The sequence below is a fragment of the Pseudoalteromonas sp. S2721 genome (assembly GCF_005887425.1).
GTDB classification, from domain to species: domain Bacteria; phylum Pseudomonadota; class Gammaproteobacteria; order Enterobacterales; family Alteromonadaceae; genus Pseudoalteromonas; species Pseudoalteromonas simplex.
Genome location: NZ_PNCZ01000016.1, coordinates 17,025 through 37,573, shown reverse-complemented (window position 1 = coordinate 37,573; position 20,549 = coordinate 17,025). Strand labels below are relative to the sequence as shown.

22 protein-coding genes are annotated in these 20,549 nt (G+C 41.4%); 14 read left to right on the top strand and 8 right to left on the bottom strand.

Going from position 1 to position 20,549, the window contains the following annotated elements; translation table 11 throughout:
* Positions 1-278: 278 nt before the first annotated feature.
* Entirely contained in the window at positions 279-1,025 is a 747-nt protein-coding gene (locus CWC02_RS08140) for a hypothetical protein (RefSeq protein WP_138601875.1), read from the top strand.
* 402 nt (positions 1,026-1,427) lie between these two features.
* Here the strand turns inward: CWC02_RS08140 and CWC02_RS08135 are convergent, their stop codons facing one another.
* The 3 genes from CWC02_RS08135 to CWC02_RS08125 are packed head-to-tail and all read right to left on the bottom strand — an operon-like array spanning position 1,428 to position 3,222.
* Entirely contained in the window at positions 1,428-2,027 is a 600-nt protein-coding gene (locus CWC02_RS08135; protein ID WP_138617543.1) for a hypothetical protein, read from the bottom strand.
* On the bottom strand, positions 2,017-2,568 hold the full coding sequence (locus tag CWC02_RS08130; RefSeq protein ID WP_138617541.1) for an RNA polymerase sigma factor: 552 nt from the start codon (positions 2,566-2,568) through the stop codon (positions 2,017-2,019). The genes CWC02_RS08135 and CWC02_RS08130 overlap by 11 nt, the downstream gene beginning before the upstream one ends.
* A gap of 6 nt (positions 2,569-2,574) precedes the next feature.
* Positions 2,575-3,222 (bottom strand): energy transducer TonB, encoded by a 648-nt coding sequence (locus tag CWC02_RS08125; protein WP_054551272.1) that lies wholly within the window; start codon positions 3,220-3,222, stop codon positions 2,575-2,577.
* A gap of 106 nt (positions 3,223-3,328) precedes the next feature.
* Here CWC02_RS08125 and CWC02_RS08120 point away from each other — a divergent pair, with 106 nt between their 5' ends.
* The 3 genes from CWC02_RS08120 to CWC02_RS08110 all read left to right on the top strand — a co-directional run bounded on the left by CWC02_RS08120 (position 3,329) and on the right by CWC02_RS08110 (position 4,911).
* Positions 3,329-3,835, top strand: coding sequence for a DUF3087 domain-containing protein (locus CWC02_RS08120; protein ID WP_138617539.1), 507 nt, complete (start codon positions 3,329-3,331; stop codon positions 3,833-3,835).
* Between the two features lie 65 nt (positions 3,836-3,900).
* The gene (locus tag CWC02_RS08115) at positions 3,901-4,422 is read left to right on the top strand and encodes a hypothetical protein (protein ID WP_138617537.1); all 522 of its coding nucleotides are present in this window, start codon (positions 3,901-3,903) and stop codon (positions 4,420-4,422) included.
* Between the two features lie 39 nt (positions 4,423-4,461).
* Positions 4,462-4,911 (top strand): low molecular weight protein-tyrosine-phosphatase, encoded by a 450-nt coding sequence (locus tag CWC02_RS08110; RefSeq protein WP_138601887.1) that lies wholly within the window; start codon positions 4,462-4,464, stop codon positions 4,909-4,911.
* Between the two features lie 25 nt (positions 4,912-4,936).
* On the opposite strand, the gene CWC02_RS08105 is transcribed toward CWC02_RS08110, so the two are convergent.
* Entirely contained in the window at positions 4,937-6,010 is a 1,074-nt protein-coding gene (locus CWC02_RS08105; RefSeq protein WP_138617535.1) for an energy transducer TonB, read from the bottom strand.
* A gap of 456 nt (positions 6,011-6,466) precedes the next feature.
* Here CWC02_RS08105 and CWC02_RS08100 point away from each other — a divergent pair, with 456 nt between their 5' ends.
* From CWC02_RS08100 to csrA, 6 genes are all read left to right on the top strand, one after another.
* Positions 6,467-7,093, top strand: a complete 627-nt coding sequence (locus CWC02_RS08100) for a GTP cyclohydrolase II (RefSeq protein WP_054551277.1) — start codon at positions 6,467-6,469, stop codon at positions 7,091-7,093.
* A gap of 78 nt (positions 7,094-7,171) precedes the next feature.
* Positions 7,172-7,966 (top strand): BPSS1780 family membrane protein, encoded by a 795-nt coding sequence (locus CWC02_RS08095; protein WP_138617533.1) that lies wholly within the window; start codon positions 7,172-7,174, stop codon positions 7,964-7,966.
* On the top strand, positions 7,966-8,418 hold the full coding sequence (locus CWC02_RS08090) for a regulatory protein RecX (RefSeq protein WP_054551279.1): 453 nt from the start codon (positions 7,966-7,968) through the stop codon (positions 8,416-8,418). The genes CWC02_RS08095 and CWC02_RS08090 overlap by 1 nt, the downstream gene beginning before the upstream one ends.
* Before the next feature lie 17 nt (positions 8,419-8,435).
* Positions 8,436-11,036, top strand: a complete 2,601-nt coding sequence (alaS, locus tag CWC02_RS08085; RefSeq protein ID WP_138617531.1) for an alanine--tRNA ligase — start codon at positions 8,436-8,438, stop codon at positions 11,034-11,036.
* Positions 11,037-11,042: 6 nt separating this feature from the next.
* Positions 11,043-12,260: an aspartate kinase gene (locus CWC02_RS08080; RefSeq protein WP_054551281.1), complete on the top strand. Its 1,218-nt coding sequence runs from the start codon at positions 11,043-11,045 to the stop codon at positions 12,258-12,260.
* Positions 12,261-12,353: 93 nt separating this feature from the next.
* Positions 12,354-12,545, top strand: a complete 192-nt coding sequence (gene csrA, locus CWC02_RS08075; protein WP_036970495.1) for a carbon storage regulator CsrA — start codon at positions 12,354-12,356, stop codon at positions 12,543-12,545.
* A gap of 26 nt (positions 12,546-12,571) precedes the next feature.
* Here csrA and CWC02_RS08070 read toward each other — a convergent pair whose 3' ends face one another.
* Positions 12,572-13,039, bottom strand: coding sequence for a YcxB family protein (locus tag CWC02_RS08070; protein ID WP_138617529.1), 468 nt, complete (start codon positions 13,037-13,039; stop codon positions 12,572-12,574).
* Positions 13,040-13,163: 124 nt separating this feature from the next.
* Here CWC02_RS08070 and CWC02_RS08065 point away from each other — a divergent pair, with 124 nt between their 5' ends.
* Positions 13,164-14,087, top strand: a complete 924-nt coding sequence (locus CWC02_RS08065) for a hypothetical protein (protein ID WP_138617527.1) — start codon at positions 13,164-13,166, stop codon at positions 14,085-14,087.
* 325 nt (positions 14,088-14,412) lie between these two features.
* On the opposite strand, the gene CWC02_RS08060 is transcribed toward CWC02_RS08065, so the two are convergent.
* Together CWC02_RS08060 and CWC02_RS08055 are read right to left on the bottom strand one after the other, a co-directional pair.
* Positions 14,413-14,604 carry a hypothetical protein gene (locus CWC02_RS08060; protein WP_054551284.1) on the bottom strand — a complete coding sequence of 64 codons (192 nt, stop codon included), beginning with the start codon at positions 14,602-14,604 and terminating at the stop codon, positions 14,413-14,415.
* A 52-nt stretch (positions 14,605-14,656) separates the two neighbouring features.
* A complete protein-coding gene (locus tag CWC02_RS08055; protein WP_064485886.1) occupies positions 14,657-14,830 on the bottom strand; it encodes a DUF1328 domain-containing protein in 174 nt (57 codons plus the stop codon).
* Between the two features lie 534 nt (positions 14,831-15,364).
* On the opposite strand from CWC02_RS08055, the gene CWC02_RS08050 reads away from it, so the two are divergent.
* The 3 genes from CWC02_RS08050 to CWC02_RS08040 are packed head-to-tail and all read left to right on the top strand — an operon-like array spanning position 15,365 to position 18,542.
* Positions 15,365-15,613 carry an OadG family protein gene (locus tag CWC02_RS08050; RefSeq protein ID WP_054551285.1) on the top strand — a complete coding sequence of 83 codons (249 nt, stop codon included), beginning with the start codon at positions 15,365-15,367 and terminating at the stop codon, positions 15,611-15,613.
* Positions 15,614-15,628: 15 nt separating this feature from the next.
* Entirely contained in the window at positions 15,629-17,401 is a 1,773-nt protein-coding gene (oadA, locus tag CWC02_RS08045) for a sodium-extruding oxaloacetate decarboxylase subunit alpha (RefSeq protein WP_054551286.1), read from the top strand.
* Between the two features lie 10 nt (positions 17,402-17,411).
* Positions 17,412-18,542, top strand: coding sequence for a sodium ion-translocating decarboxylase subunit beta (locus CWC02_RS08040; protein ID WP_138602040.1), 1,131 nt, complete (start codon positions 17,412-17,414; stop codon positions 18,540-18,542).
* Positions 18,543-18,956: 414 nt separating this feature from the next.
* On the opposite strand, the gene CWC02_RS08035 is transcribed toward CWC02_RS08040, so the two are convergent.
* Positions 18,957-20,273 carry a peptidoglycan DD-metalloendopeptidase family protein gene (locus CWC02_RS08035; RefSeq protein WP_054551288.1) on the bottom strand — a complete coding sequence of 439 codons (1,317 nt, stop codon included), beginning with the start codon at positions 20,271-20,273 and terminating at the stop codon, positions 18,957-18,959.
* Between the last annotated feature and the right edge of the window lie 276 nt (positions 20,274-20,549).

Genomic DNA, 20,549 nt, shown 5'->3' with positions numbered 1-20,549 from the left:
CCATAATATTTAAACACGATGTTACTAGCCTAGCTGGTTCAGCATTAAATTGTTATTAACATTAGAGCAATGTGCGATTATTGGTAGGAAAAGCGAGGTAAAGAGTGGAGTATTAGCTGTCAGCCGTAAGTTTGAAAGCTGGTGGCTCGTTGAACCATCGCGCGAAATAAATTTCACGCCCACGGTACTCCTTTACTCTTTCCCCTTGTAACTCGCTAACTTGTTTTAAATCTGCTAGCTTAGCAAGTTCTTATTCTTAAAAGGATTTAACAAGTCGTATGAAGTCAGAAAAGTTTTTTAAATGGGTGTGGAATGTTAACGGCCTAATTTTACTTATGGGCTTAATTATTGGAGCAGCAGCAATAGGGTATAACTTTGTTGCTTACTTACTAAAGTCCGATAACCATGTTCAGCAACAAACACTAAACTTAGCTGAAGATGAAAAGCAGCAAGAAAAGTGGAAACTGGGTTACCCGCGTAAGGTCGAGGGGAGTGATTTTTACTTTATCCCTTTGGAATCAGAAAAACTGGATATCGAGGTGAAAGCTGACGTAACAGTTTACAATAATTTTAGCGGTGGTTATAAATACAGACCTACGCGCTCAAAGAACATCTTGTTTCTAAATGACAAAACCAATCACGCCAAGTGGCTATTTAAAACAACGGATCAGTTGATCATAGAGTTTGGTGCTTTAAGCCATTACGAAGAGTTTGATACTCGAGTTTACAATGAGCAAAAAGCCAATGCTCCTAAGGCCGTTTCTTACGAAGTTATCAAAAACGATACCAACAACGACAAACTGCTCGATGGCAAAGATAAGCGCACCTTCGCGCTAAGCAAGATTGATGGCTCAAACTACAGCGAAGTTATTTCAGGTTACAACCGCATTGTAGAGTCTAACCTCAACGCTGAAGGCAATTTATTCGTTGTATTTATCAACAACGATGAAGTTTACTCTATGCTGGTAGACTTAGATACATTTGAAGTGATTAGTAAAAGCATGTTGCCGAAGGTAGGGGAGTGAAATTGATATTGATATTAGGTATCAGATGTCAGAAGAATGATCTGACATCTGAAAACTAACTACGCGGGGTAAACCAGCTGCTACCTAAAAACTTGCGACTTTACTCTTGTAACTCGCTAGGTTGTTTTAAATCTGATAGCTGAAAGCTCTGAGTGTGTTGGTTTTCACTCCGTTCTAACCAACGTCACGTAGGTCGTCATTTATGGCGAAACATGTTTTATCAATCATACGTGGCGGGCTAAAGCCCGACCTACAAGAGTATGGATTGCGGCCATCGCGCGAAATAAATTTCACGCCTACGGTACTCCTTTACTCTTTCCCCTTGTAGCTCGCTAACTTTTTTAAATCTGACTGCTCTGAGTGTGTTGGGTTTCGCTACGCTCTACCCAACCTACGAGCTCGCTAACTCGTACAATTTTCCGCCTCATGGGTTAGCTGTTTGAGTGCGATGATTTGCCCTTGTTTGTTTTGGTCTAGGGCGAGTAGGTCACCTTGGTGAATATGAGTATCTAGGGTGCCGTGTTTTTGTAGCTCTTCTAGGAGTGATTGTTTAATTTGTACTATGACATTTTGCTCGCAGTCGGCGATATACCAGTCGTTATCAACACTGACGAGACGGCCGGTGAAGCTGGTACGGGCTTGGTGATTGGCTAATGCTTGTTGGTAGTTCGCATCTAGGTTTTGTTTTTGTTGTTTAAGATTACTCACATAGCTGCCTTTGGCGTCGAGCTCGTGTACCTCAAGCCATTGATAGTTTGATAAATCTACTGCATAAACATCGGTTAACTCGCGGTTGTTATATTGCAGCATGACAAAGCCAAGAATCGCTAAAGCAGCAAAAACTCCGGTCATTTGCAGGCCTAAAAAGCGCTGTGGTCTTGGCGTTGCCGACTGTGGCTTTTGCATATGTGAAAGCTCGTCGCTGCTTAAGCTGTGCTCTGCCTTACGTTTTTGAAAATGTGCTTTTAAATCAGTATCGAGTTGCTCGTCGTTACGCTTCATGGAGGCCTCCTAGTTGTTGTTTCAGGTTTTGACGGGCATATCGCAGCCGAGTTTTAATGGTCTCTGGGTTACTTTGTGTGATAGCTACAATATCATCGAGACTAAAGCCTTCTTGCTGTAAGGTCAGCGCTTCACGTTGTACAAAGCTAAGCGCCATAAGTGCTTTATCAAAGGCTTCATAGTCGTAGTGATAACTTGCATCCTGAGATTCAGAAAATAGTTGGTTATCTTCTAATTCAACGAACTTTTGCTGCTTACGAAATTCATCAATTAATAAATTACGAGCTAAGCGAAAAAGCCACGCTTTTGGGTTGTTCTGATCATTGTAAAAGTCGCGTTTATCAATAACTTTTAACCAGGTTTGCTGGCATATATCAAGGGCAAGATCTTTATCACTTTGTGTAACTAGATAGTGATAAAGATCGTTCCCGTATTGAGCAACGAGTTGGTTAAGGTAACGGTTGTCGCCCGTTTTGGCATACTGCGCCAAACAATCTGTGTTTGGCTTGTCAAATAACCATGTCTTGATGCTCATTAGCATAGGCAGTTATCCATCTATTTTAAAATCAAGTTGAACGCTTTGGTTTGTTTGCAATTGTGCCACACCTTCAACAACTTTAGGGCGATATTTCCAACGTTTAATGGCGCGAATTGCTTCACGGTCAAATACCCGTTTTGGCTCAGCATCAATAATAACAGGATCAATCACTTCACCAGTCGGTGAAATACTAAAGCTAATTTGCACCCAACCTTCAATGCCGTCGCGAGCTGCTACCGGAGGGTACTTAGGGTTAATACGCACAATTGGCGTTGCATCTCCTGTTGGTTGATTAATAGTTTTGCTCAGTGTGTCGCCAATGTTATCGAATGTCATTGTTGGTGTTAAATCAGCTACCACAACTGTTTCGGTCGTATCAATGGTTGGCCGCGGTGGCACTTTTGGTGGCATTTTAGCAACTGGCGGTGGCGGCAGTGTTTGCTTTACTTGCACTTTTGAGTCTTCCGGTACTTCATAAATTTCAACCGTGATGTCTGGGCCTGTTTTTACATCGGCTCTTTGCTCAGCAGAAATTAAGTACTGCATAAATGCAAATGCTGCAAAGGTCATGACACCACCACCAATAATTGCTGCGGTTGTCTTTAAAGCAGCATTGCTGTTATTCAAGCTTGCTGAGTTTAGTGGTAAAGTATGCATAGCCGTTCCTCTTTGGATAATTGCTTTCATAGCTAAAACGGCTGGCAAATAAAAAAGGGGTGAAATTTTTTTCACTTTTTATTTTTCACAAGTTTTTTAGGTTGTTATGAAACTTATTCAAATAGATAAAGCCCGTTACCGTAAACATTTAAACCAAGTAATTATTGCTTGTGTAATTGCTTTAGCCGTTGGCAGTTTAGCCATTTCACAAACATTAATTGCGTTATTTCCTGATCCAAGCGGTAGCCATTTTCATTGGAACCTATTAGGTGTTGTTGTGTGTAGTTTGCTGGTGGGCTTTGTGCTTAATAAGTACCGCAATCATGATTACATGACTGAAATTGTCTATGTGTGGGAGCTTAAAAAAGCGCTGAATAAAATCACCCGTAAAATGCCAAAGTTAAAAGCAGCAGGGCGTGAGGGCAATGCCGATGCTTTATTAGCAATTCAATACAGTTATGCGGGGTCACGTTTGTTATGGCAGCTTGATGACAACACTATTACCATGGATGAGTTGGCAATTAAACAGGCTGAGCTTGATAGTGTTGCGCAGCGGTACAATTTAACTTTAGATGTTGATAAGTATGACGAAAAGATACTAAATCAATACTAAAAAGTTGTCTTTGTACCTATTTTGCTTTATTTTTTGTTGCGTCAAAATTTTAAAGATTGTGAACAATGAAAAAAATAACACATACAGTTGTCTCGTTGCTGCTACTAGGCCCCACTTTTGCTAGCGCTAATGATATTAGTTTTTCGATTGGTGGTGGCTATCCGTACTTTGTAATACCTGAAGTATCTGTTGCAAGTGCTGACTTAAGCCAGCGTTGGTATGGCAATTATAAGATAGGCCTTGATGATGGTTTTTCTGTGGGTTTTGAGCAAGCTATAAGTGATAATAATAAACATGCAATCGGCTTGCTGGTTGGCGCATTAGGAAACAGAGAAGTAGATACTCAGTGCGATGAATCTCAAAATAGCGATGAACTTACAGCAGCATTTGCCAACGCAATTGGTTGTGCTCTCGCTGAAGCGTTTGATGAAGAAACCACTAATGGTATTGGGCTTAGTTACAGCTATAATTTCAGTGGCTTAAACCAAGACGGTTGGCGATTGAGGTTTGAATTAGGGTACGGTGAAGCCTCAAACGATGATAATAAACGTGTTGATGGTGGTATCAACTTGAGTTATGAGTTTTAAGCAATTTTTTGAAGCAAATAATAAAGGTGGTTCATTTTAATGAAGAAGATTTTGATTGTTTGCTTGGGCAATATTTGTCGCTCACCCACAGCTGAGGCGGTGCTTCGTAGTCGAGCAAAGTCATTAGGTATTAATGTCAAAGTTGATTCTGCTGGCACCATTGGTTATCACCAAGGTAATCCACCAGATCCTCGCTCAAAAGCAGCAGCCGAAAAGCGCGGCTATAGTTTTAAAGGAATTTATTCGCGACCTGTGACTCAAGCTGATTTTTATGAGTTTGATTTAATCCTCGCAGCCGACAAGCAAAATCTTGCTGATTTAAAAGCCCAGTGTCCAGAGCACTTACAATATAAGCTGTCGCTATTTTTAAGTCATGGTGACGCAGGGGAAAGCGAGATCCCTGATCCCTACTATGGTGGCGATCAAGGCTTCGAAAAAGTACTCGATTTAATTGAGAACGCAGCAGATAAACTACTTAACAAGATATGATAGGGTCGCACTGCGACCCTGTTATTTAGTTGTTGATTTTAAAATCTAATTGCACCCGAGAAGTCGCAGCAATAGCTTGCCCATTTTCAAACTTAGGGGCATAACGCCACTGTTTTACTGCTTTAACAGCTTCTCTTTCAAATGCAGAGCCACCCTCAGAGCCAACCACAGTAATGTTGTCTACAAAGCCTGACGGGGTTACTTCAAACTCCATTACGACACTGCCATCTTCCATACGTTGAACTTTTGATTTTGGATATTTAGGATGTACGCGATATAACGGCTCTTGTTCTTGGCTTTCTTTCCACGGCACCATTTTCGCAATCGCTAAGCAATGTTTAGTTGCTTCGTCGCTTTTACCTGTTTTTTCGTATAAGTGAACTAGCTTTGAATGGGCGTTTAATTCGGTTTGATGATCAAAGTCTAGCTCTTGATCAAATACGCTTACCACGTGATTTAAACGCTCAATGGCGGTGCTGTATTTACGTTGATTTTCTGCAAATGCGGCAACTAAAAAGTCAGCGCTAATACGATCGACAGCGTTATTGGGTAAATTCTCTTGATAGTAATCATCGGCTTCTTCAAGATATTTCTTTGCTGTGTAATAGCGCTCACCAGTGCCTTTATATGCAAGGATACGAGCGGCGGTCATTTTTGCATCTGCAACAAGCTTGGCGGAGTTTTGTTTTTCAGCAATAGCAATGACATCATCTAAATACGTATCTGCACGCTTAGCTGAAGGTGTTGATTCTGCCATGCCGATTAATGAGTCATACACTTGTGCACTGAGTTTACCGTGATTTTGTTCTAGTATTTCGTAGGCTGTACGATATAACTCAAAGCGTTGCTCTTGCTCGCTTTTATCTAGGCTGTTTGCATAGTTAATAGCAAGGTTCGCTGTGTTGTCGGCGCTTTCGCCATAAACTTTTTTGCCTAGTTCAAACGCTTTTTTTGCAAGCTCACTACTGTCTTGCTGATTTTTTACAGCGGCGACATAAGCGCGGTAGGTGTCGTTAAACTCTTGTGTGGTCATTTCATTAGCCATGCTTTGCTGGCTAAATAAAAGTGCCATGCATAAGGCAAGCGAGCTCTTTTTCATAATATTCCTTATTATTTTGCCCTGAGATAGAGAAGGGAATTAATACTAGTTGATGATAATCATTATCATCATTAGGTGCAAGGTAGCAAGTTACACTCGCTGTGTCACTGTTGAATATTAAGATACATAGTATGTTTTTATTAACAATTTGAACAAGGTCTGACTGTTTATCGAGATTAAACTAATCTATTTTTTCGAATATTTTGAATGTGATTTTTTAAAACGCATTACAATTCAATTAGGTAGCTGTATGACGGCGAGTTTTCAAGTGTTTGATGAGCGCCACTAAAGCGAGGCGCAAAGCTCGTATCTTGGGGTGGTTTGAGTGTATAATACTTGAATTGCTGGTAACTGCCTCAATATTAGTTATCACTCGTCGTATGTTGCATCCTTACAACCTCAAGCTGTTGTAATCACATTTGCAGTATCGCATTTATTTTTTAATTTGGATTTGTCGTGGCGCAAGTAAGAGCAAGAGTCCAGCTGAATGTTGGCAAAAACAGTGATATCCCTGCAGAAATCGTATCTTTTAGTGGCTTAAATGATGGCCAAGAACATGTCGCTTTAGTGTTTAATCAAGCCGACACAGAGCAAGATGTTCCTTTAATTCGAATGCATTCAGAGTGTTTAACGGGCGATGTATTTCACTCTTCACGTTGTGATTGTGGTGAGCAATTAAATGAGTGTATCGAGATGATGCACCAGCAAGGTGGTATTTTACTGTATTTACGCCAAGAAGGCCGTGGTATTGGCTTATACAATAAGATTGATGCTTACGTATTACAGTCGCAAGGTATGAATACTTATGAAGCAAATAACCATTTGGGTTTTGCTGATGATTTACGTGATTTTTCAGACGCGGTATTAATGCTCGAAGCATTAAATCAAAAGCATGTTAAGTTAATGACTAACAACCCAAATAAGCTCAAAGCACTGCGTGATGCGGGTATTGAAGTTGATTCAGTGGTTGGCACTCATGCGCACATTAAAGCGGGTGTGGTAGGTAACCGAGCTTACCTTGAAACGAAAATCAAACATGGCTCGCACATGCTTGATATTAAAAAAATTAAAAAGCCTGAGTAAATTTCACAACAGGTGACTATAAACAAGCGGCGCACCCAGTTATACTCGGTGCGTTTTGTCGTTATTGAATGAGAAACTATGTCGATCGAAGTACGTATTTTTAAAGCTGATGCGGGCGTTAAATGGTTTAAAGCTGGGTGGGAAATCTTTAAGCTGCAACCTTTGACTTTTATTTTAATGCATCTGCTAATCGTGATAATTAGCTTTTTGGCATTGCTGCTACCTTTACTGCAAGTTGTTGGTGCGTTTGTGACGCCATTTTTGATGGCGGGTTTTTATCAAGCTGTGTTAACAAAGCAGCAAGGCGGGACTATCAGCCAAGCTGATATTTTTAAGCCATTTAGTAATAAAGGAAACCGTATAGGTTTAGTGCGTGTGGCTGTGTATCAGATGGCGGCAGGTATTTTATTAGCCTTACTGTCTAATTTCATTTTTGCAGATGCCTACACAGTTATTTCGAGTCAAACTTTCGACCCACAAAACCAAACACATATTGCCGATTTATTAGCAACCATTTCAATGGGGCAAGTTGCGGTATTTCTATTGGCGATCTGTGTGTATTTAACTGCTTTTGCCTATGCAGTGCCTTTGGTTTATTTTCAAAAGCAAAGCAATATGTTTCAGGTTTTAAAAACCTCATTCATGGTGTTTTACCATAATATGGCGCCACTTGGTGTTTATGGCCTAATTTGCGCTGTTTTAATGGTGATCTGTATTCCTTTATCGTTTATTCCACTATTGGTTTTAATGCCAATTTGTTACATTAGCTTCTTCGTGTCTTTTCAGGCCATTTTTATGCCAGTTGTGCCAAAAGGTGATGACCAAACAAAAGCACATGAAGCACAGTCACAATCAGGACGCTTTGACGCGTAATGGATGATAAAGAACAAAAGTTAAAGAATTACGTACTTTGGTTATTGTCCCGACAAGATTATTCGCGTCGGGATTTAACGCGAAAGTTACAGCAAAAAGAGGCGACGCCCGAGTTCACAGAGCGCTTGTTAGATTGGTGTGAATCACACAACTTTATTAACGAACAGCGCTATTGCGAAGGGTTTGTACGCCGCCATTTAGCTAAGTATCATGGTGTAAAACGCATTCAGAGCGAAGCAATGGCAAAAGGGATAGATCGAGCACTACTAGACAAGACGCTCGAGGAGTTCGAAGTCGATTGGTTCGAACTCGCAAAGGACGCATATTTAAAGAAGTTTTCAAATTCAGGTAAAGAACTCGACCAGAAAGAAAGAGCGAAACGTGTACGCTACTTGATGTATCGAGGCTTTAATTACGAACAAATTGATTTTGCAATGCAAGCACAGCAATAAACGGGTGAGATTTTCACATGCAGCATATGACTACCGCACAGATCAGGCAACAGTTCTTAGACTTTTTTGCCTCTAAACAACACCAAATTGTTCCTTCAAGCTCGCTGATCCCGGGTAACGATGCCACGTTATTATTCAATAACGCCGGTATGGTGCAATTTAAAGATGTATTTTTAGGTGCGGAAAGCCGCCCTTATTCACGTGCAACCAGCTCTCAACGTTGTGTACGCGCAGGTGGTAAACATAACGACCTTGAAAACGTAGGCTACACTGCACGTCACCATACATTCTTTGAAATGCTAGGTAACTTTAGCTTTGGTGATTACTTCAAGCAAGACGCAATCAAATTTGCTTGGGAGTTTTTAACTGACGTTGTAAAACTACCGCAAGAAAAGCTCCTTGTTACTATTTATCACGATGATGAAGAAGCCTTCAACATTTGGCATAAAGAAGTGGGTCTAAGTGAAGACCGTATTATTCGCATTGCAACTAGCGATAACTTCTGGTCAATGGGTGATACAGGTCCTTGTGGTCCATGCTCTGAAATCTTTTACGATCACGGTGAAGAAATTTGGGGTGGTCCTCCAGGTTCACCTGAAGAAGACGGTGACCGTTTCATCGAGATCTGGAACCTAGTATTTATGCAGTATAACCGCCATGCCGACGGTACAATGGAGCCGCTTCCTAAGCAGTCTGTTGATACAGGTATGGGTCTTGAGCGTATTTCTGCAATTTTACAAGGCGTGCACTCAAACTACGAAATCGATTTATTCCAAGCTCTTATTGCAGCTGCGGCCAAAGTAACAAACGCACAAGATTTAGATGATAAATCGTTACGCGTTGTGGCTGACCACATTCGTTCGTGTGCGTTCTTAGTGTCTGACGGCGTTATGCCGTCAAACGAAGGCCGTGGTTATGTATTACGTCGTATCATTCGTCGTGCTGTTCGTCACGGTAACAAGCTAGGCGCGAAAGGGGCATTCTTCTACAAGCTAGTTGCTGCGCTAATTGAGCAAATGGGTCAAGCGTACCCAGAGCTTGCTAAGCAACAGGAAATTATTGAAAAAGTACTGCGTATTGAAGAAGAGCAGTTTGGTAAAACACTTGAGCGTGGTCTGGCTATTTTAGAAGAAAGCCTAACTGATATCGAAGGCGATGTGATCCCAGGTGACTTAGTATTCAAACTTTACGATACTTACGGTTTCCCAGCTGACTTAACGGCAGACGTGGCGCGTGAGCGTTTCATGACGATTGATGAGCACGGCTTCCAAGAGTGTATGGCTGTTCAGCGTAAGCAAGCACAGCAAGCGGGTAAGTTTGGTGCTGATTACAACCAACAACTTAAGTCTGAAAAACACACAGACTTTAAAGGTTACGATGCAGAACATTACACAGGTACTGTGGTTGAACTTTTCTCTGAAGGTCAATCGGTTTCTGTACTTGAAGATGGTCAAGAAGGTATCGCAATCTTAGACCGTACACCGTTCTACGCTGAATCAGGTGGTCAGGTTGGTGACACGGGTGTGTTAAAAGTAGCTGGTGGTGAGTTTGTAGTGACTAACACCACGAAACTTGGTAATGCATTTGCACACCATGGTCGTGTACAAGGTCGTATTGGTACAAACGATAAAGCAGAGGCAACCATTGATGCAGCACGTCGCGATAGCATCAAGAAAAACCACACTGCAACGCATATCTTGCATGAAACATTACGCCAAATTTTAGGTGAGCACGTAAGTCAAAAAGGCTCACTAGTTGACCCTGAACGTTTACGTTTTGACTTCTCTCACTTTGAAGCGGTAACAAAAGACGAATTACGTCAAATCGAGCGCGCAGTAAACGATGAAATCCGTCGTAACTTTGCGCTTGAAACTGAGCTAATGGCTATCGAAGATGCTAAATCAAAAGGTGCGATGGCATTATTCGGTGAAAAATACGATGACGAAGTGCGCGTAGTAACCATTGGTGATTACTCAATCGAGCTATGTGGTGGTACTCACGTTAAGCGCGCAGGTGATATCGGTTTATTTAAAATCGTATCAGAAAGCGGTATCGCTGCCGGTATCCGCCGTATTGAAGCGGTAACGGGTGCTGAAGCGGTTGCTTATGTAAGTGAGCAAGAACAACAGTTAAACGATGTTGCAGCACTAGTAAAAGGTGATAGCAGCACAGTACTTGAAAAAGTAACTGCGTTACTAGAGAAATCAAAAGGCCTTGAGAAGCAAATTGCACAGCTTAACGACAAGCTAGCAAGTGCGGCAGGTGCATCGTTACTTGACTCTGTTGTTGAAGTGAACGGTATTAAACTACTGGTTGCAGATGTTGCAGGTACTGAGTCTAAAGCACTACGTGGCATGGTTGATGACCTGAAAACGAAGATTGGCTCAGGTGTTATTGCCCTTGGTGTTGCTAATGGCGACAAAGTAAGCCTAATTGCCGGTGTAACTAAAGACTTAACAGGTAAAGTGAAAGCCGGTGAACTTGTAAATCACATGGCTGCACAAGTAGGCGGTAAGGGCGGTGGTCGTCCTGATATGGCGCAAGCAGGTGGTACTCAGCCAGAGAACCTTGCTGCAGCCTTAGAAAGTGTAACTGCTTGGTTAACTGAGCGTTCTTAATCACTAGTGGCACTTATCGTCCAAAAATTCGGTGGCACCTCAGTTGGCTCAATAGAGCGAATTGAGGCCGTCGCCGACCTTGTTGTAAAAACCAAGCAACAAGGCCATCAAGTTGTGGTGGTGCTCTCGGCGATGTCGGGAGAAACTAACCGTCTGATTGAACTCGCTAAACAAATCGATTCTAGACCCAGTGCTCGTGAGCTTGATGTATTGCTAACCACCGGTGAGCAAGTGTCGGTCTCTTTACTCGCTATGGCTATTATTAAACGTGGTCACTCAGCGGTAAGCTTACTTGCTGATCAGGTCAACATTCGCACCGATAACATGTTTGGTAAAGCGCGGATTGAAGAGATTGCGGCGACTCGTCTAAAGCATGAACTTGAACATAACCGGATTGCTATAATAGCGGGCTTTCAGGGCCGCGATATTGAAGGCAATATCACCACGCTTGGTCGCGGTGGTACTGATACCTCTGCGGTTGAGATTGCAGGCGCTATTAATGCCGATGAATGTCAAATTTACACCGATGTTGATGGGGTATACACCACCGACCCACGTATTGAGCCTAATGCGCGACGTATGAGCCATGTCACCTTCGAAGAAATGCTCGAAATGGCCAGTCTTGGGGCTAAGGTACTGCATATTCGTAGTGTCGAAGCGGCAGGAAAATATAATATACCGCTCAGAGTGTTATCGAGTTTTAACCCGGATCAAGGGACCTTGATCAGTTTTGAGGAGCCGGATGTGCAAGCAAACATTGTGTCGGGTATCGCCTTTAATCGTGACGAAAGCTTGATTTACGTCAATGGCGTACACCAAGGAACGGAAAACCTTGCAAAAATTTTGAAACTTTTTGCAGAATTTGGCATCGAAATAGATATGATTAATCAAGTTAATCATAACTTTGAAAAAATAGACTATGCTTTTACTGTGCACACGAATGATTTTGAGCAAGCCCTTGAAATTTTGACCAGTAACCAAGATGGTATCAGCGCAGAATCTATTAAAGGGATCAGCAATGTTGCCAAGGTGTCTGCAGTAGGTGTAGGGATGAAATCTCACTCTGGTGTGGCAAGTTTATTTTTTAATGCCCTTGCCGATGAAAACATCAAAGTGATGCTTGTATCGACATCAGAAATAAAGATATCAGTTTTAATTGACGAAAAGTATTTAGAACTGGCTGTACGTGCGCTACACAAAGTTTTTTTAACCGAAAATGAATAAGATCTAGAGTTTTTACTTACTTTTAAGTCTAGATTTCATTAGAATGTTTTTGACGCGGAATCTTTTAATTTTTTGGAACATGGGAGCAAGAGAATGCTAATACTAACTCGTAGAGTAGGTGAAACCCTAATGATCGGTGACGAAGTAACAGTTACTGTTCTTGGTGTTAAAGGAAATCAAGTTCGCATTGGTGTAAACGCACCGAAAGATGTATCAGTACATCGTGAAGAAATCTACATGCGAATTCAAGCAGAGAAATCTAACCCAAATCCGGGCAACGTTTAATCAGCGACAGATATTTTAAGAGCCACTCACTGAGTGGCTCTTTTATTTAGTTCGGCTGTCATTTCATCATTTAGCGCTTGTTTAGAAATATATTGCATACCGCGCTGTGCCTTTAAAATATAACCTCGCTCAGTTTCAATAATCTCACTAATCTGTTGCCAGCTTAATTGGTAGCTTTTATGCGGGTTTTCGGCTTTCACCCCATTATCATCAAATACGATAGTCACTTCGCTGCCTGATGCACGGCTCATCATTTGTCTTGCGACCCACCATGGGCGCTTGTAATAAAACGATAAGCACTCAACGACGGCAAGCATAATCATAAAGCTACCAAGGTAATGATTCTCTAATTGATAAAACGCCAATAAGCCTAAGGTTATTAACAATATCAACAGCGGGTATTTAGGCTTGGCTTGAGATGAATAAGGCAAAGACTCATCAAAGCATTCGTAATAATACGGTTTATCTAGTGTGTAAGTTGTACTTAATGTCATTTGGGGACTCAATTAATCGACTGGCAGCAGTTTAACATTGATAGAAAAAAACTGCCGCAGTTGGTTTTCATTTAGTTGTCATTATGAGAGCTTAAGGTATCTGTATTTTTTAGGTGTAAGTTGTATGTTTGTTAGCTCAATGTCATTAGCACTTGCAATGACCACAAATACTTTTTTAGTTATGGGCGATATGCCATACACCCCGATTGATGAAATTAATCTCGCCAAAGATGGAAAAATTACTAAAGCAATCGCAGCAACACCCCATGGCTTTTTAATGCACCTTGGTGATATGAAATCGGGAGCACTTGCTTGCACGAACAAGCTTTTGCAAACAAATAAAGCGTTATTGACGTCGTTGACCAAACAGCCTTTTATTTATACCCCCGGTGATAATGAATGGACCGATTGTGACCGAGAGAAGCTATCGGTGCGTTTTGATGAGCTTGAGCGCCTAAGCTTTGTTAAAGGCCTAATGTTCGACGATGCTTATACACAAAAAGCACAGCAACTACAGGGTTATGCCACACAAGCTGAAATGCTAGAGAATGCCCGTTGGCAGTTTGATGGTATTGAGTTTCGTACTTTGCATATACCGGGCACTTTTAATGGCCGCTCGCAAATTTTAAAAAGTGACAAAAACGCAGCACTTGATGCCGCTGACAAACGTGATAAGTACAACTTAATTTGGTTAAAACAAGCACTTGTTCAACAAGATGCTAAGGCCTATGTGTTTGGCTTTCAGGCTGATATTTACCACCCAAGCAGTAAACCCGCCTGTAGTGAATCGCAGCGCTCTAAATGTGATGCATTTAAACTATACCGAGATGCCATCAGCGACTTTGCAAAGCACACTAAGAAGCCTGTGCTTGTAATGCATGGCGATACCGGCCCATATTGCCAGCAGCAGTTAGCGAGTAACTTAACGCGTTTAAATGTCCCCGGAGATTTTGCTGTAAGCGATGTCGCAAAAGTAAGTTTTATCGACGGCCAATGGCATATAGCAAGTATAACGACAAACGAGCCCCTCACTAAGGTATGTGAGTAATAACGTTGGGTAGAACGGAGACGCACTCAGAGCCGTCAGCTATCAGATTAAAACCCAACAAGTTAGCGAATTTCTAGAGGAAAGAGTAAAGTTATCGAGTTTGAGGCTCACGTAGGCGTGAAATTTATTTCGCGCGGTGGTTTATAAAGTCATCAGACTTTAAACCCAAGTTAAGACTTGTAGGAGGCGTTTTAACGCCGAAAAAACTCACGCTATAGCCAAAAGTTCACGGTTAAAACCATTCCTACGATTATCTCAGATCTCATGCATCATTTAAAAAACAAAAAAGCGGCACTTGGCCGCTTTTCTTAAGTAAGGTGTGCTATTAGCAGTTAGTTTCTTCTGCGTTAACACCTTCTTTTACTTCTTCACATGCATCTTCAACTGCATTTTGTGTATCAGTAATTGCTTCGTCAATACGCTCACCTGCGTCTTCAGCAGAGTTGTCTTCACAACCCATGATGAAAAGACCTGAAAATAGGGCGATAGTTGCGGCTTTTAAAGTTGAATTTTTCATAATGAAATTCCTTGTAAATTTAAAAATAAAGTAAGTGGTTATCTGCTTTTAACTACTTAGGGACGTTGCCTCTAAGTGCTCCTGATACCAGCGAAATAACAAGTAATACTAAAAATATAAAAAAGATAATCTTAGCGATGCCTGCAGCGGCTCCTGCGATACCGCCAAAACCTAACACTGCTGCGATTAACGCGATAACTAGAAAAGTAATTGTCCAGCGTAACATAGTGGTCTCCTTGGCTATTTAAATTTTCTTAAGTTCGATGTAACTGAAGCGAGTTTTATGCCAGAACTTTTATTTTATATATTTCAATGGGTTGTGTGTTTTTGTTGTTCTTTAGATAGCTCATCATTTGGTAACTTTTACGAGTAAGCATGTAACTTATTCATAGTGATATTTTTTCATATTGAGATGCATGAGAAAAAGAGATAATGCACCAATAAATGGTAAGACCAATTTAACTTTATTTGGGTTGGCTACCTCTAACACCTTGTTGTGTGTGGTTTTTAGCCATTTTGTTGCTATTAATTAATAGTTCAGCATATAACGACTGGCTATATTGATTATTTATATCATCTATAGCGGGGCTTTAAATGCATAAATAGTGGGGTGTTAATTATATGTACGTCATGTTATTTTAAATTTAATTGGTTTTACCAATTTACAATGGTGCTATACAAATGAATTTTGTTTGTTATTATTGGTGCATAATTATTTAACAAAAATAACTTTTTATTTTAAGTAAGCGAGGGGAGTCGTATGGATATAGGTGGATTACTCACCACTGCGGCCAGTTTGATGGTGACAGGCATGGTAGGCGTGTTTGTTTTTCTGACTATTTTGATTTCAGCAGTCACTTTAATGTCAAAGGTAGTGGGTCGATTTGATGATCCTGCAATTGCAGAACCTACGCGTACAGCAAAAATTCAACCTCAACAGGGTGTGCCACAGGCACATATTGCAGCAATCAGCGCTGCAATTGCTCAATTTCGAAATAAACAAAAATAACGGGGCAGCTTAAACATGGCTAAATTAAAACTAACCGAATTAGTATTGCGTGACGCACACCAGTCTCTTTTGGCAACGCGTATGCGCTTAGACGACATGCTACCCATGGCAGAAAAACTCGATAATGCGGGTTATTGGTCAATTGAATCATGGGGTGGTGCGACGTTTGACTCGTGTATCCGTTATTTAGGTGAAGATCCTTGGCAACGTATTCGCGAGCTAAAAGCGGCAATGCCAAACACTAAGCAACAAATGCTACTACGCGGACAGAATCTCCTAGGTTACCGTCATTATGCTGATGATGTAGTCGAAAAGTTTGTTGAGCGTGCCCACAAAAACGGTGTTGATGTTTTCCGTATTTTCGATGCGATGAACGATGTGCGTAACCTTGAAACTGCCATTAAAGCTGCTGTTAAAGTAGGTGCTCATGCCCAAGGTACTATTTCGTACACAGTAAGCCCAGTCCACACGCTTGATATGTGGCTTGAGCTTGCAAAACAACTAGAAGATCTTGGTTGTCATTCAATTTGTATCAAAGATATGGCAGGTTTATTAAAGCCTTATGATTGTGAACAGTTGATCAAAGGTTTAAAAGAAACTGTGTCTATTCCTATTGCGATGCAATGCCACGCAACCACAGGTTTAAGCACTGCAACTTATCAAAAAGCGATCGATGCAGGTATCGATATGCTTGATACGGCTATTTCGTCAATGAGTATGACCTATGGTCATAGCGCCACAGAAACCATCGTTTCAATTGTAGAAGGCACTGAGCGAGATACAGGCCTTGATTTAAACCAATTAGAAGAAATTGCTGCTTACTTCCGTGACGTACGCAAGAAATATGCTGCATTTGAAGGCAGCCTTAAAGGCGTTGATGGACGTATCTTATTAGCGCAAGTGCCGGGCGGCATGTTAACTAATATGGAAAATCAGCTTAAAGAGCAAGGTGCTGCTGATAAACTTGATCAAGTATTACTTGAGATCCCGCGTGTTCGCGAAGACTTAGGTTACATTCCACTCGTTACACCAACCTCGCAAATTGTTGGTACTCAAGCGGTACTTAATGTGTTGACTGGCGAGCGATATAAAACCATCACGAAAGAAACTGCGGGTGTGCTTAAAGGCGAGTATGGTGCAACACCAGCGCCAATGAATAAAGAGCTGCAAGAACGTGTACTAGATGGCGCTGAAGCAATCACTTGCCGTCCTGCTGATAAGCTTGAGCCTGAACTTGAGAAGCTTGAAGCAGAGTTATTAAGTGAAGCTAAAGAGCAAGGTTTAGAGCTTGCTGATGACGTGATTGATGATGTGCTTACTTACGCATTATTCCCTCAAATTGGCCTTAAGTTTATTAAAAACCGTAACAACCCTGATGCGTTTGAAGCAATTCCAACGGGTGAAGTTGCTAAGTCAGAAAGCAAACCAGCCGCTTCAAGTCCTGCAAAAGCAGAGCAATACAGCGTTAAAGTTGACGGTAAAGTTTACGATGTCGTTGTAGCGCAAGGTGGTGAACTAAAAGAAGTAACTCTAAAAGACAGTGAGTTAATTCCTCAATCTGCCTCAGCGTCTGTTAGCGAAACCTTAAACGCGCCGTTAGCAGGCAATATTTTCAAAGTGAAAGTAAAAGCTGGCCAAACAGTAAATGAAGGTGATGTGGTTATCATAATGGAAGCAATGAAAATGGAAACAGAAGTTCGCGCCGCACACTCAGGTACAATAGCTGAAGTATTAGTAGCAGAGGGCGACTCTGTTGCCACTGGCGATGCGCTAATCGCGCTAGCATAGGAGACAGAGGATGGATGGTGTTTTAAACCTCTGGCATGCGACAGGTATTGCTAACTTTACCTTTCCTGCATTAATAATGATTGCGGTAGGTTGCGGGTTATTATATCTCGCAATCGCCCGTAAATTTGAGCCATTATTGTTATTACCTATCGGCTTTGGGGCTATTTTAACTAATATTCCTGTAGCCGGGTTATCTGAACCGGGTGGTTTGCTTTATTACGTGTATCACATAGGGATTGACTCTGGGGTGTTCCCACTTTTGATCTTTATGGGCGTGGGGGCGCTTACAGACTTTAGTGCCTTGATAGCAAATCCGCGTATGTTGCTGTTAGGCGCGGCTGCGCAGTTTGGTATTTTTGCTACTTTATTTGGTGCAATTCTACTTAACTTTATTCCTGGTTTTGAGTTTACACTTCAAGATGCATCGGCCATTGCCATTATTGGTGGAGCAGATGGTCCAACAGCTATTTTCTTAGCATCTAAGCTGGCACCTGATTTACTTGGTGCAATAGCAGTAGCGGCTTATTCATATATGGCACTTGTGCCAATTATTCAGCCGCCAATTATGCGTGCATTAACAACGCAAGAAGAACGTGAAATTCAAATGCCGCAACTTCGTACAGTATCGAAGAAAGAGAAAATTGTTTTTCCGTTAATGGTGCTTAGTTTAACCATCTTGTTTTTACCAGCAGCAACGCCGCTTGTGGGCATGTTCTGCCTAGGTAACTTGATGCGTGAATCGGGCGTGGTTGATCGTTTAAGCAATAGTGCACAAAACGAAATCATCAACATTACCACCATTTTCTTAGGCTTAGCGGTAGGCTCAAAGCTTGCGGCCGATAAGTTCTTAACCGTAGAAACAATCGGTATTTTGGTGTTAGGTGCATTGGCCTTTGCAATTGGTACAGCGTCAGGGGTGTTTATGGCAAAAGGTCTGAATAAGATCTCTAAATCGCCAATCAACCCATTAGTAGGCGCAGCAGGTGTGTCAGCGGTACCAATGGCAGCACGGGTGGTTAATAAGGTCGGCCTTGAGAGCAACCCGCATAACTTCTTGTTAATGCATGCCATGGGACCAAACGTAGCAGGGGTATTAGGAAGTGCCGTTGCAGCAGGTATTCTGTTAGCGATTGTTGGCTAAGTCGATTTACTTCCAACCGACTGGCGCAGTTATTTTACTGCGCTTTTTTTTGCCTATAGACTAGGGTCACCCTAAAGAAATTGTAGTTAAATGATAGTTGTGTAAGGAAGCCGCCATGAATGTTTTTATTATCTTATTATGCCTTTTTGTTGCCTTGGTTATTCTGATACCGCTACTTGAAAAGTATCAGTCTAGAATGGGGCTTGATGGCGCGACAAAGTATGCAAAGTACATTTGGCCACTGGTGATGATTTCGCTGATTATTCAACTTATCTATGTTCTTTTAAGGTAATAGTTGTATTAAACCGCAGTGCCATCAGTACTCATTTTAGTAAAGTCTATAATAGTTTTAGCCGGGTTTATTTGGCACAAAAAAGCCACTTCAATTGAAGCGGCTTTCATATGTTTACTTAACTACTTATTTAACGCCAATTGTAACTCACGGTTACGTTGTAATTGCGCTAAGAAGTTATCAGCAATCGGTTTAAACTTAGCTAACTCATCGCGCGGTAAAGGCTCTGATTTAGGTAGTTTGACCGTTTTCGGATTACGGTGTACACCGTTTACTAAGAATTCATAGTGTAAGTGTGGGCCCGTTACACGACCTGTCGCACCAACCGTACCAATCTTTTGGCCTTGCTTCACTTTCTGACCAGTTCTAACCATCTTTTTGTCTAAGTGTAAGTACTTAGTTACATATTGTGTGCCATGGCTAATAAATACATAGTTACCATTGTATTTACTGTAGCCTGCTCTAATCACTTTACCATTACCTGATGACACAACAGGTGTACCTGTACGCGCTGCGTAATCGATACCGTTATGTGGTTTTACCGTTTTGGTCACTGGGTGTAAACGACGTGGGTTAAAGCTCGAACTAATATACTTAAAGTTAACTGGCGCACGTAAGAAAGCTTTTTTCATGCTGCGGCCTTCAGGCGTATAGAAGTTACCATCGGTATGGCGAATAGCAGTGTAACGCTCGCCTTGGTTAATAAACTCTGCGGCAATAATTTTACCGTCGCCAATGTATTCACCATCAACATAGTGAGCTTCGTAAATAAGACCAAATTGGTCACCTTTACGAATGTCATTAGCAAAGTCGACATCCCAACCAAAGATGTCAGCAAAATTCATAATTTGACGCTCGCTTAAGCCAGCGGCAATGCCTGATGTCCAAAAGCTATTAGAGATCTCGCCGCCTGCAGATTTACTTAGCGTTTCGATTTCTTTGCTATCGATAGAAGTGTCGTAGTTACCTTCGTCATTTAATGTAACGTATAAGGTATCTGTTTTTGAGATCACATAACGAAGCTGCGCTAAAGAGCCATCTTCAGCGGTTGCAAAGCTTAAGATTTCGCCTGGGTGAATTTTTGTTAACTTACGAGTTTCAGCGTTGGTATTAACTAGTTTGTGTAATGTTTGCGCTGAGAAACCCGCACGTTTAAAGATAAGTGCTAAATTATCGCCATTACGTACTTCATGGTCGATAAGCTCGTATTCTGGAAGTTTTGCTGCTGCTTGCTCCGAATTAAGCTCAGTTAGTTTTTCGTTATCATCAACTTTAACTTGTAATTCGTAGCGTTTGCCAATTTCAAGTGCGTTTGCACTGTTGTCCTTTGATGCGGTGGCTTTTTCAGAAGGCAATAACGCCAAGCCGACAATAGCAGAAACCAAACCGAGAATAAGCAGTTTGTGTTTTTTGGGAAGTTTGTGCACTACGTGAACCATATCGTGCCTTTTCTGCTGTCAAGAAATTTAAATACTAATATCGCAGGATATACCTAAAATAGAGCAAATACCAGTGTTTTGTAGATTTAAACTGGCGCTATTTTACGCTAGAATTGGCCTGCGCGTTAAACTTTTTTGTTTAAAATTGCAGCAGATGTCTATGGTTAAACTAAATCTACATTAGTTAACTAAAGTCCCTTCATTAAATTGCAATAACGCGGTATAAAGAACAATCATGCGCGCTGCCTTCAGGGCTGTTTCTTAAACTATTTAAGT

Bases quoted from the DNA above. Each gene is read 5' to 3' on its own strand.
- CWC02_RS08140 (WP_138601875.1), top strand. From the start codon at position 279: ATGAAGTCAGAAAAGTTTTTTAAATGGGTGTGGAATGTTAACGGCCTA.
- CWC02_RS08135 (WP_138617543.1), bottom strand. From the start codon at position 2,027: ATGAAGCGTAACGACGAGCAACTCGATACTGATTTAAAAGCACATTTT.
- CWC02_RS08130 (WP_138617541.1), bottom strand. From the start codon at position 2,568: ATGCTAATGAGCATCAAGACATGGTTATTTGACAAGCCAAACACAGAT.
- CWC02_RS08125 (WP_054551272.1), bottom strand. From the start codon at position 3,222: ATGCATACTTTACCACTAAACTCAGCAAGCTTGAATAACAGCAATGCT.
- CWC02_RS08120 (WP_138617539.1), top strand. From the start codon at position 3,329: ATGAAACTTATTCAAATAGATAAAGCCCGTTACCGTAAACATTTAAAC.
- CWC02_RS08115 (WP_138617537.1), top strand. From the start codon at position 3,901: ATGAAAAAAATAACACATACAGTTGTCTCGTTGCTGCTACTAGGCCCC.
- CWC02_RS08110 (WP_138601887.1), top strand. From the start codon at position 4,462: ATGAAGAAGATTTTGATTGTTTGCTTGGGCAATATTTGTCGCTCACCC.
- CWC02_RS08105 (WP_138617535.1), bottom strand. From the start codon at position 6,010: ATGAAAAAGAGCTCGCTTGCCTTATGCATGGCACTTTTATTTAGCCAG.
- CWC02_RS08095 (WP_138617533.1), top strand. From the start codon at position 7,172: ATGTCGATCGAAGTACGTATTTTTAAAGCTGATGCGGGCGTTAAATGG.
- CWC02_RS08090 (WP_054551279.1), top strand. From the start codon at position 7,966: ATGGATGATAAAGAACAAAAGTTAAAGAATTACGTACTTTGGTTATTG.
- alaS (WP_138617531.1), top strand. From the start codon at position 8,436: ATGCAGCATATGACTACCGCACAGATCAGGCAACAGTTCTTAGACTTT.
- csrA (WP_036970495.1), top strand. From the start codon at position 12,354: ATGCTAATACTAACTCGTAGAGTAGGTGAAACCCTAATGATCGGTGAC.
- CWC02_RS08070 (WP_138617529.1), bottom strand. From the start codon at position 13,039: ATGACATTAAGTACAACTTACACACTAGATAAACCGTATTATTACGAA.
- CWC02_RS08065 (WP_138617527.1), top strand. From the start codon at position 13,164: ATGTTTGTTAGCTCAATGTCATTAGCACTTGCAATGACCACAAATACT.
- CWC02_RS08060 (WP_054551284.1), bottom strand. From the start codon at position 14,604: ATGAAAAATTCAACTTTAAAAGCCGCAACTATCGCCCTATTTTCAGGT.
- CWC02_RS08055 (WP_064485886.1), bottom strand. From the start codon at position 14,830: ATGTTACGCTGGACAATTACTTTTCTAGTTATCGCGTTAATCGCAGCA.
- CWC02_RS08050 (WP_054551285.1), top strand. From the start codon at position 15,365: ATGGATATAGGTGGATTACTCACCACTGCGGCCAGTTTGATGGTGACA.
- oadA (WP_054551286.1), top strand. From the start codon at position 15,629: ATGGCTAAATTAAAACTAACCGAATTAGTATTGCGTGACGCACACCAG.
- CWC02_RS08040 (WP_138602040.1), top strand. From the start codon at position 17,412: ATGGATGGTGTTTTAAACCTCTGGCATGCGACAGGTATTGCTAACTTT.
- CWC02_RS08035 (WP_054551288.1), bottom strand. From the start codon at position 20,273: ATGGTTCACGTAGTGCACAAACTTCCCAAAAAACACAAACTGCTTATT.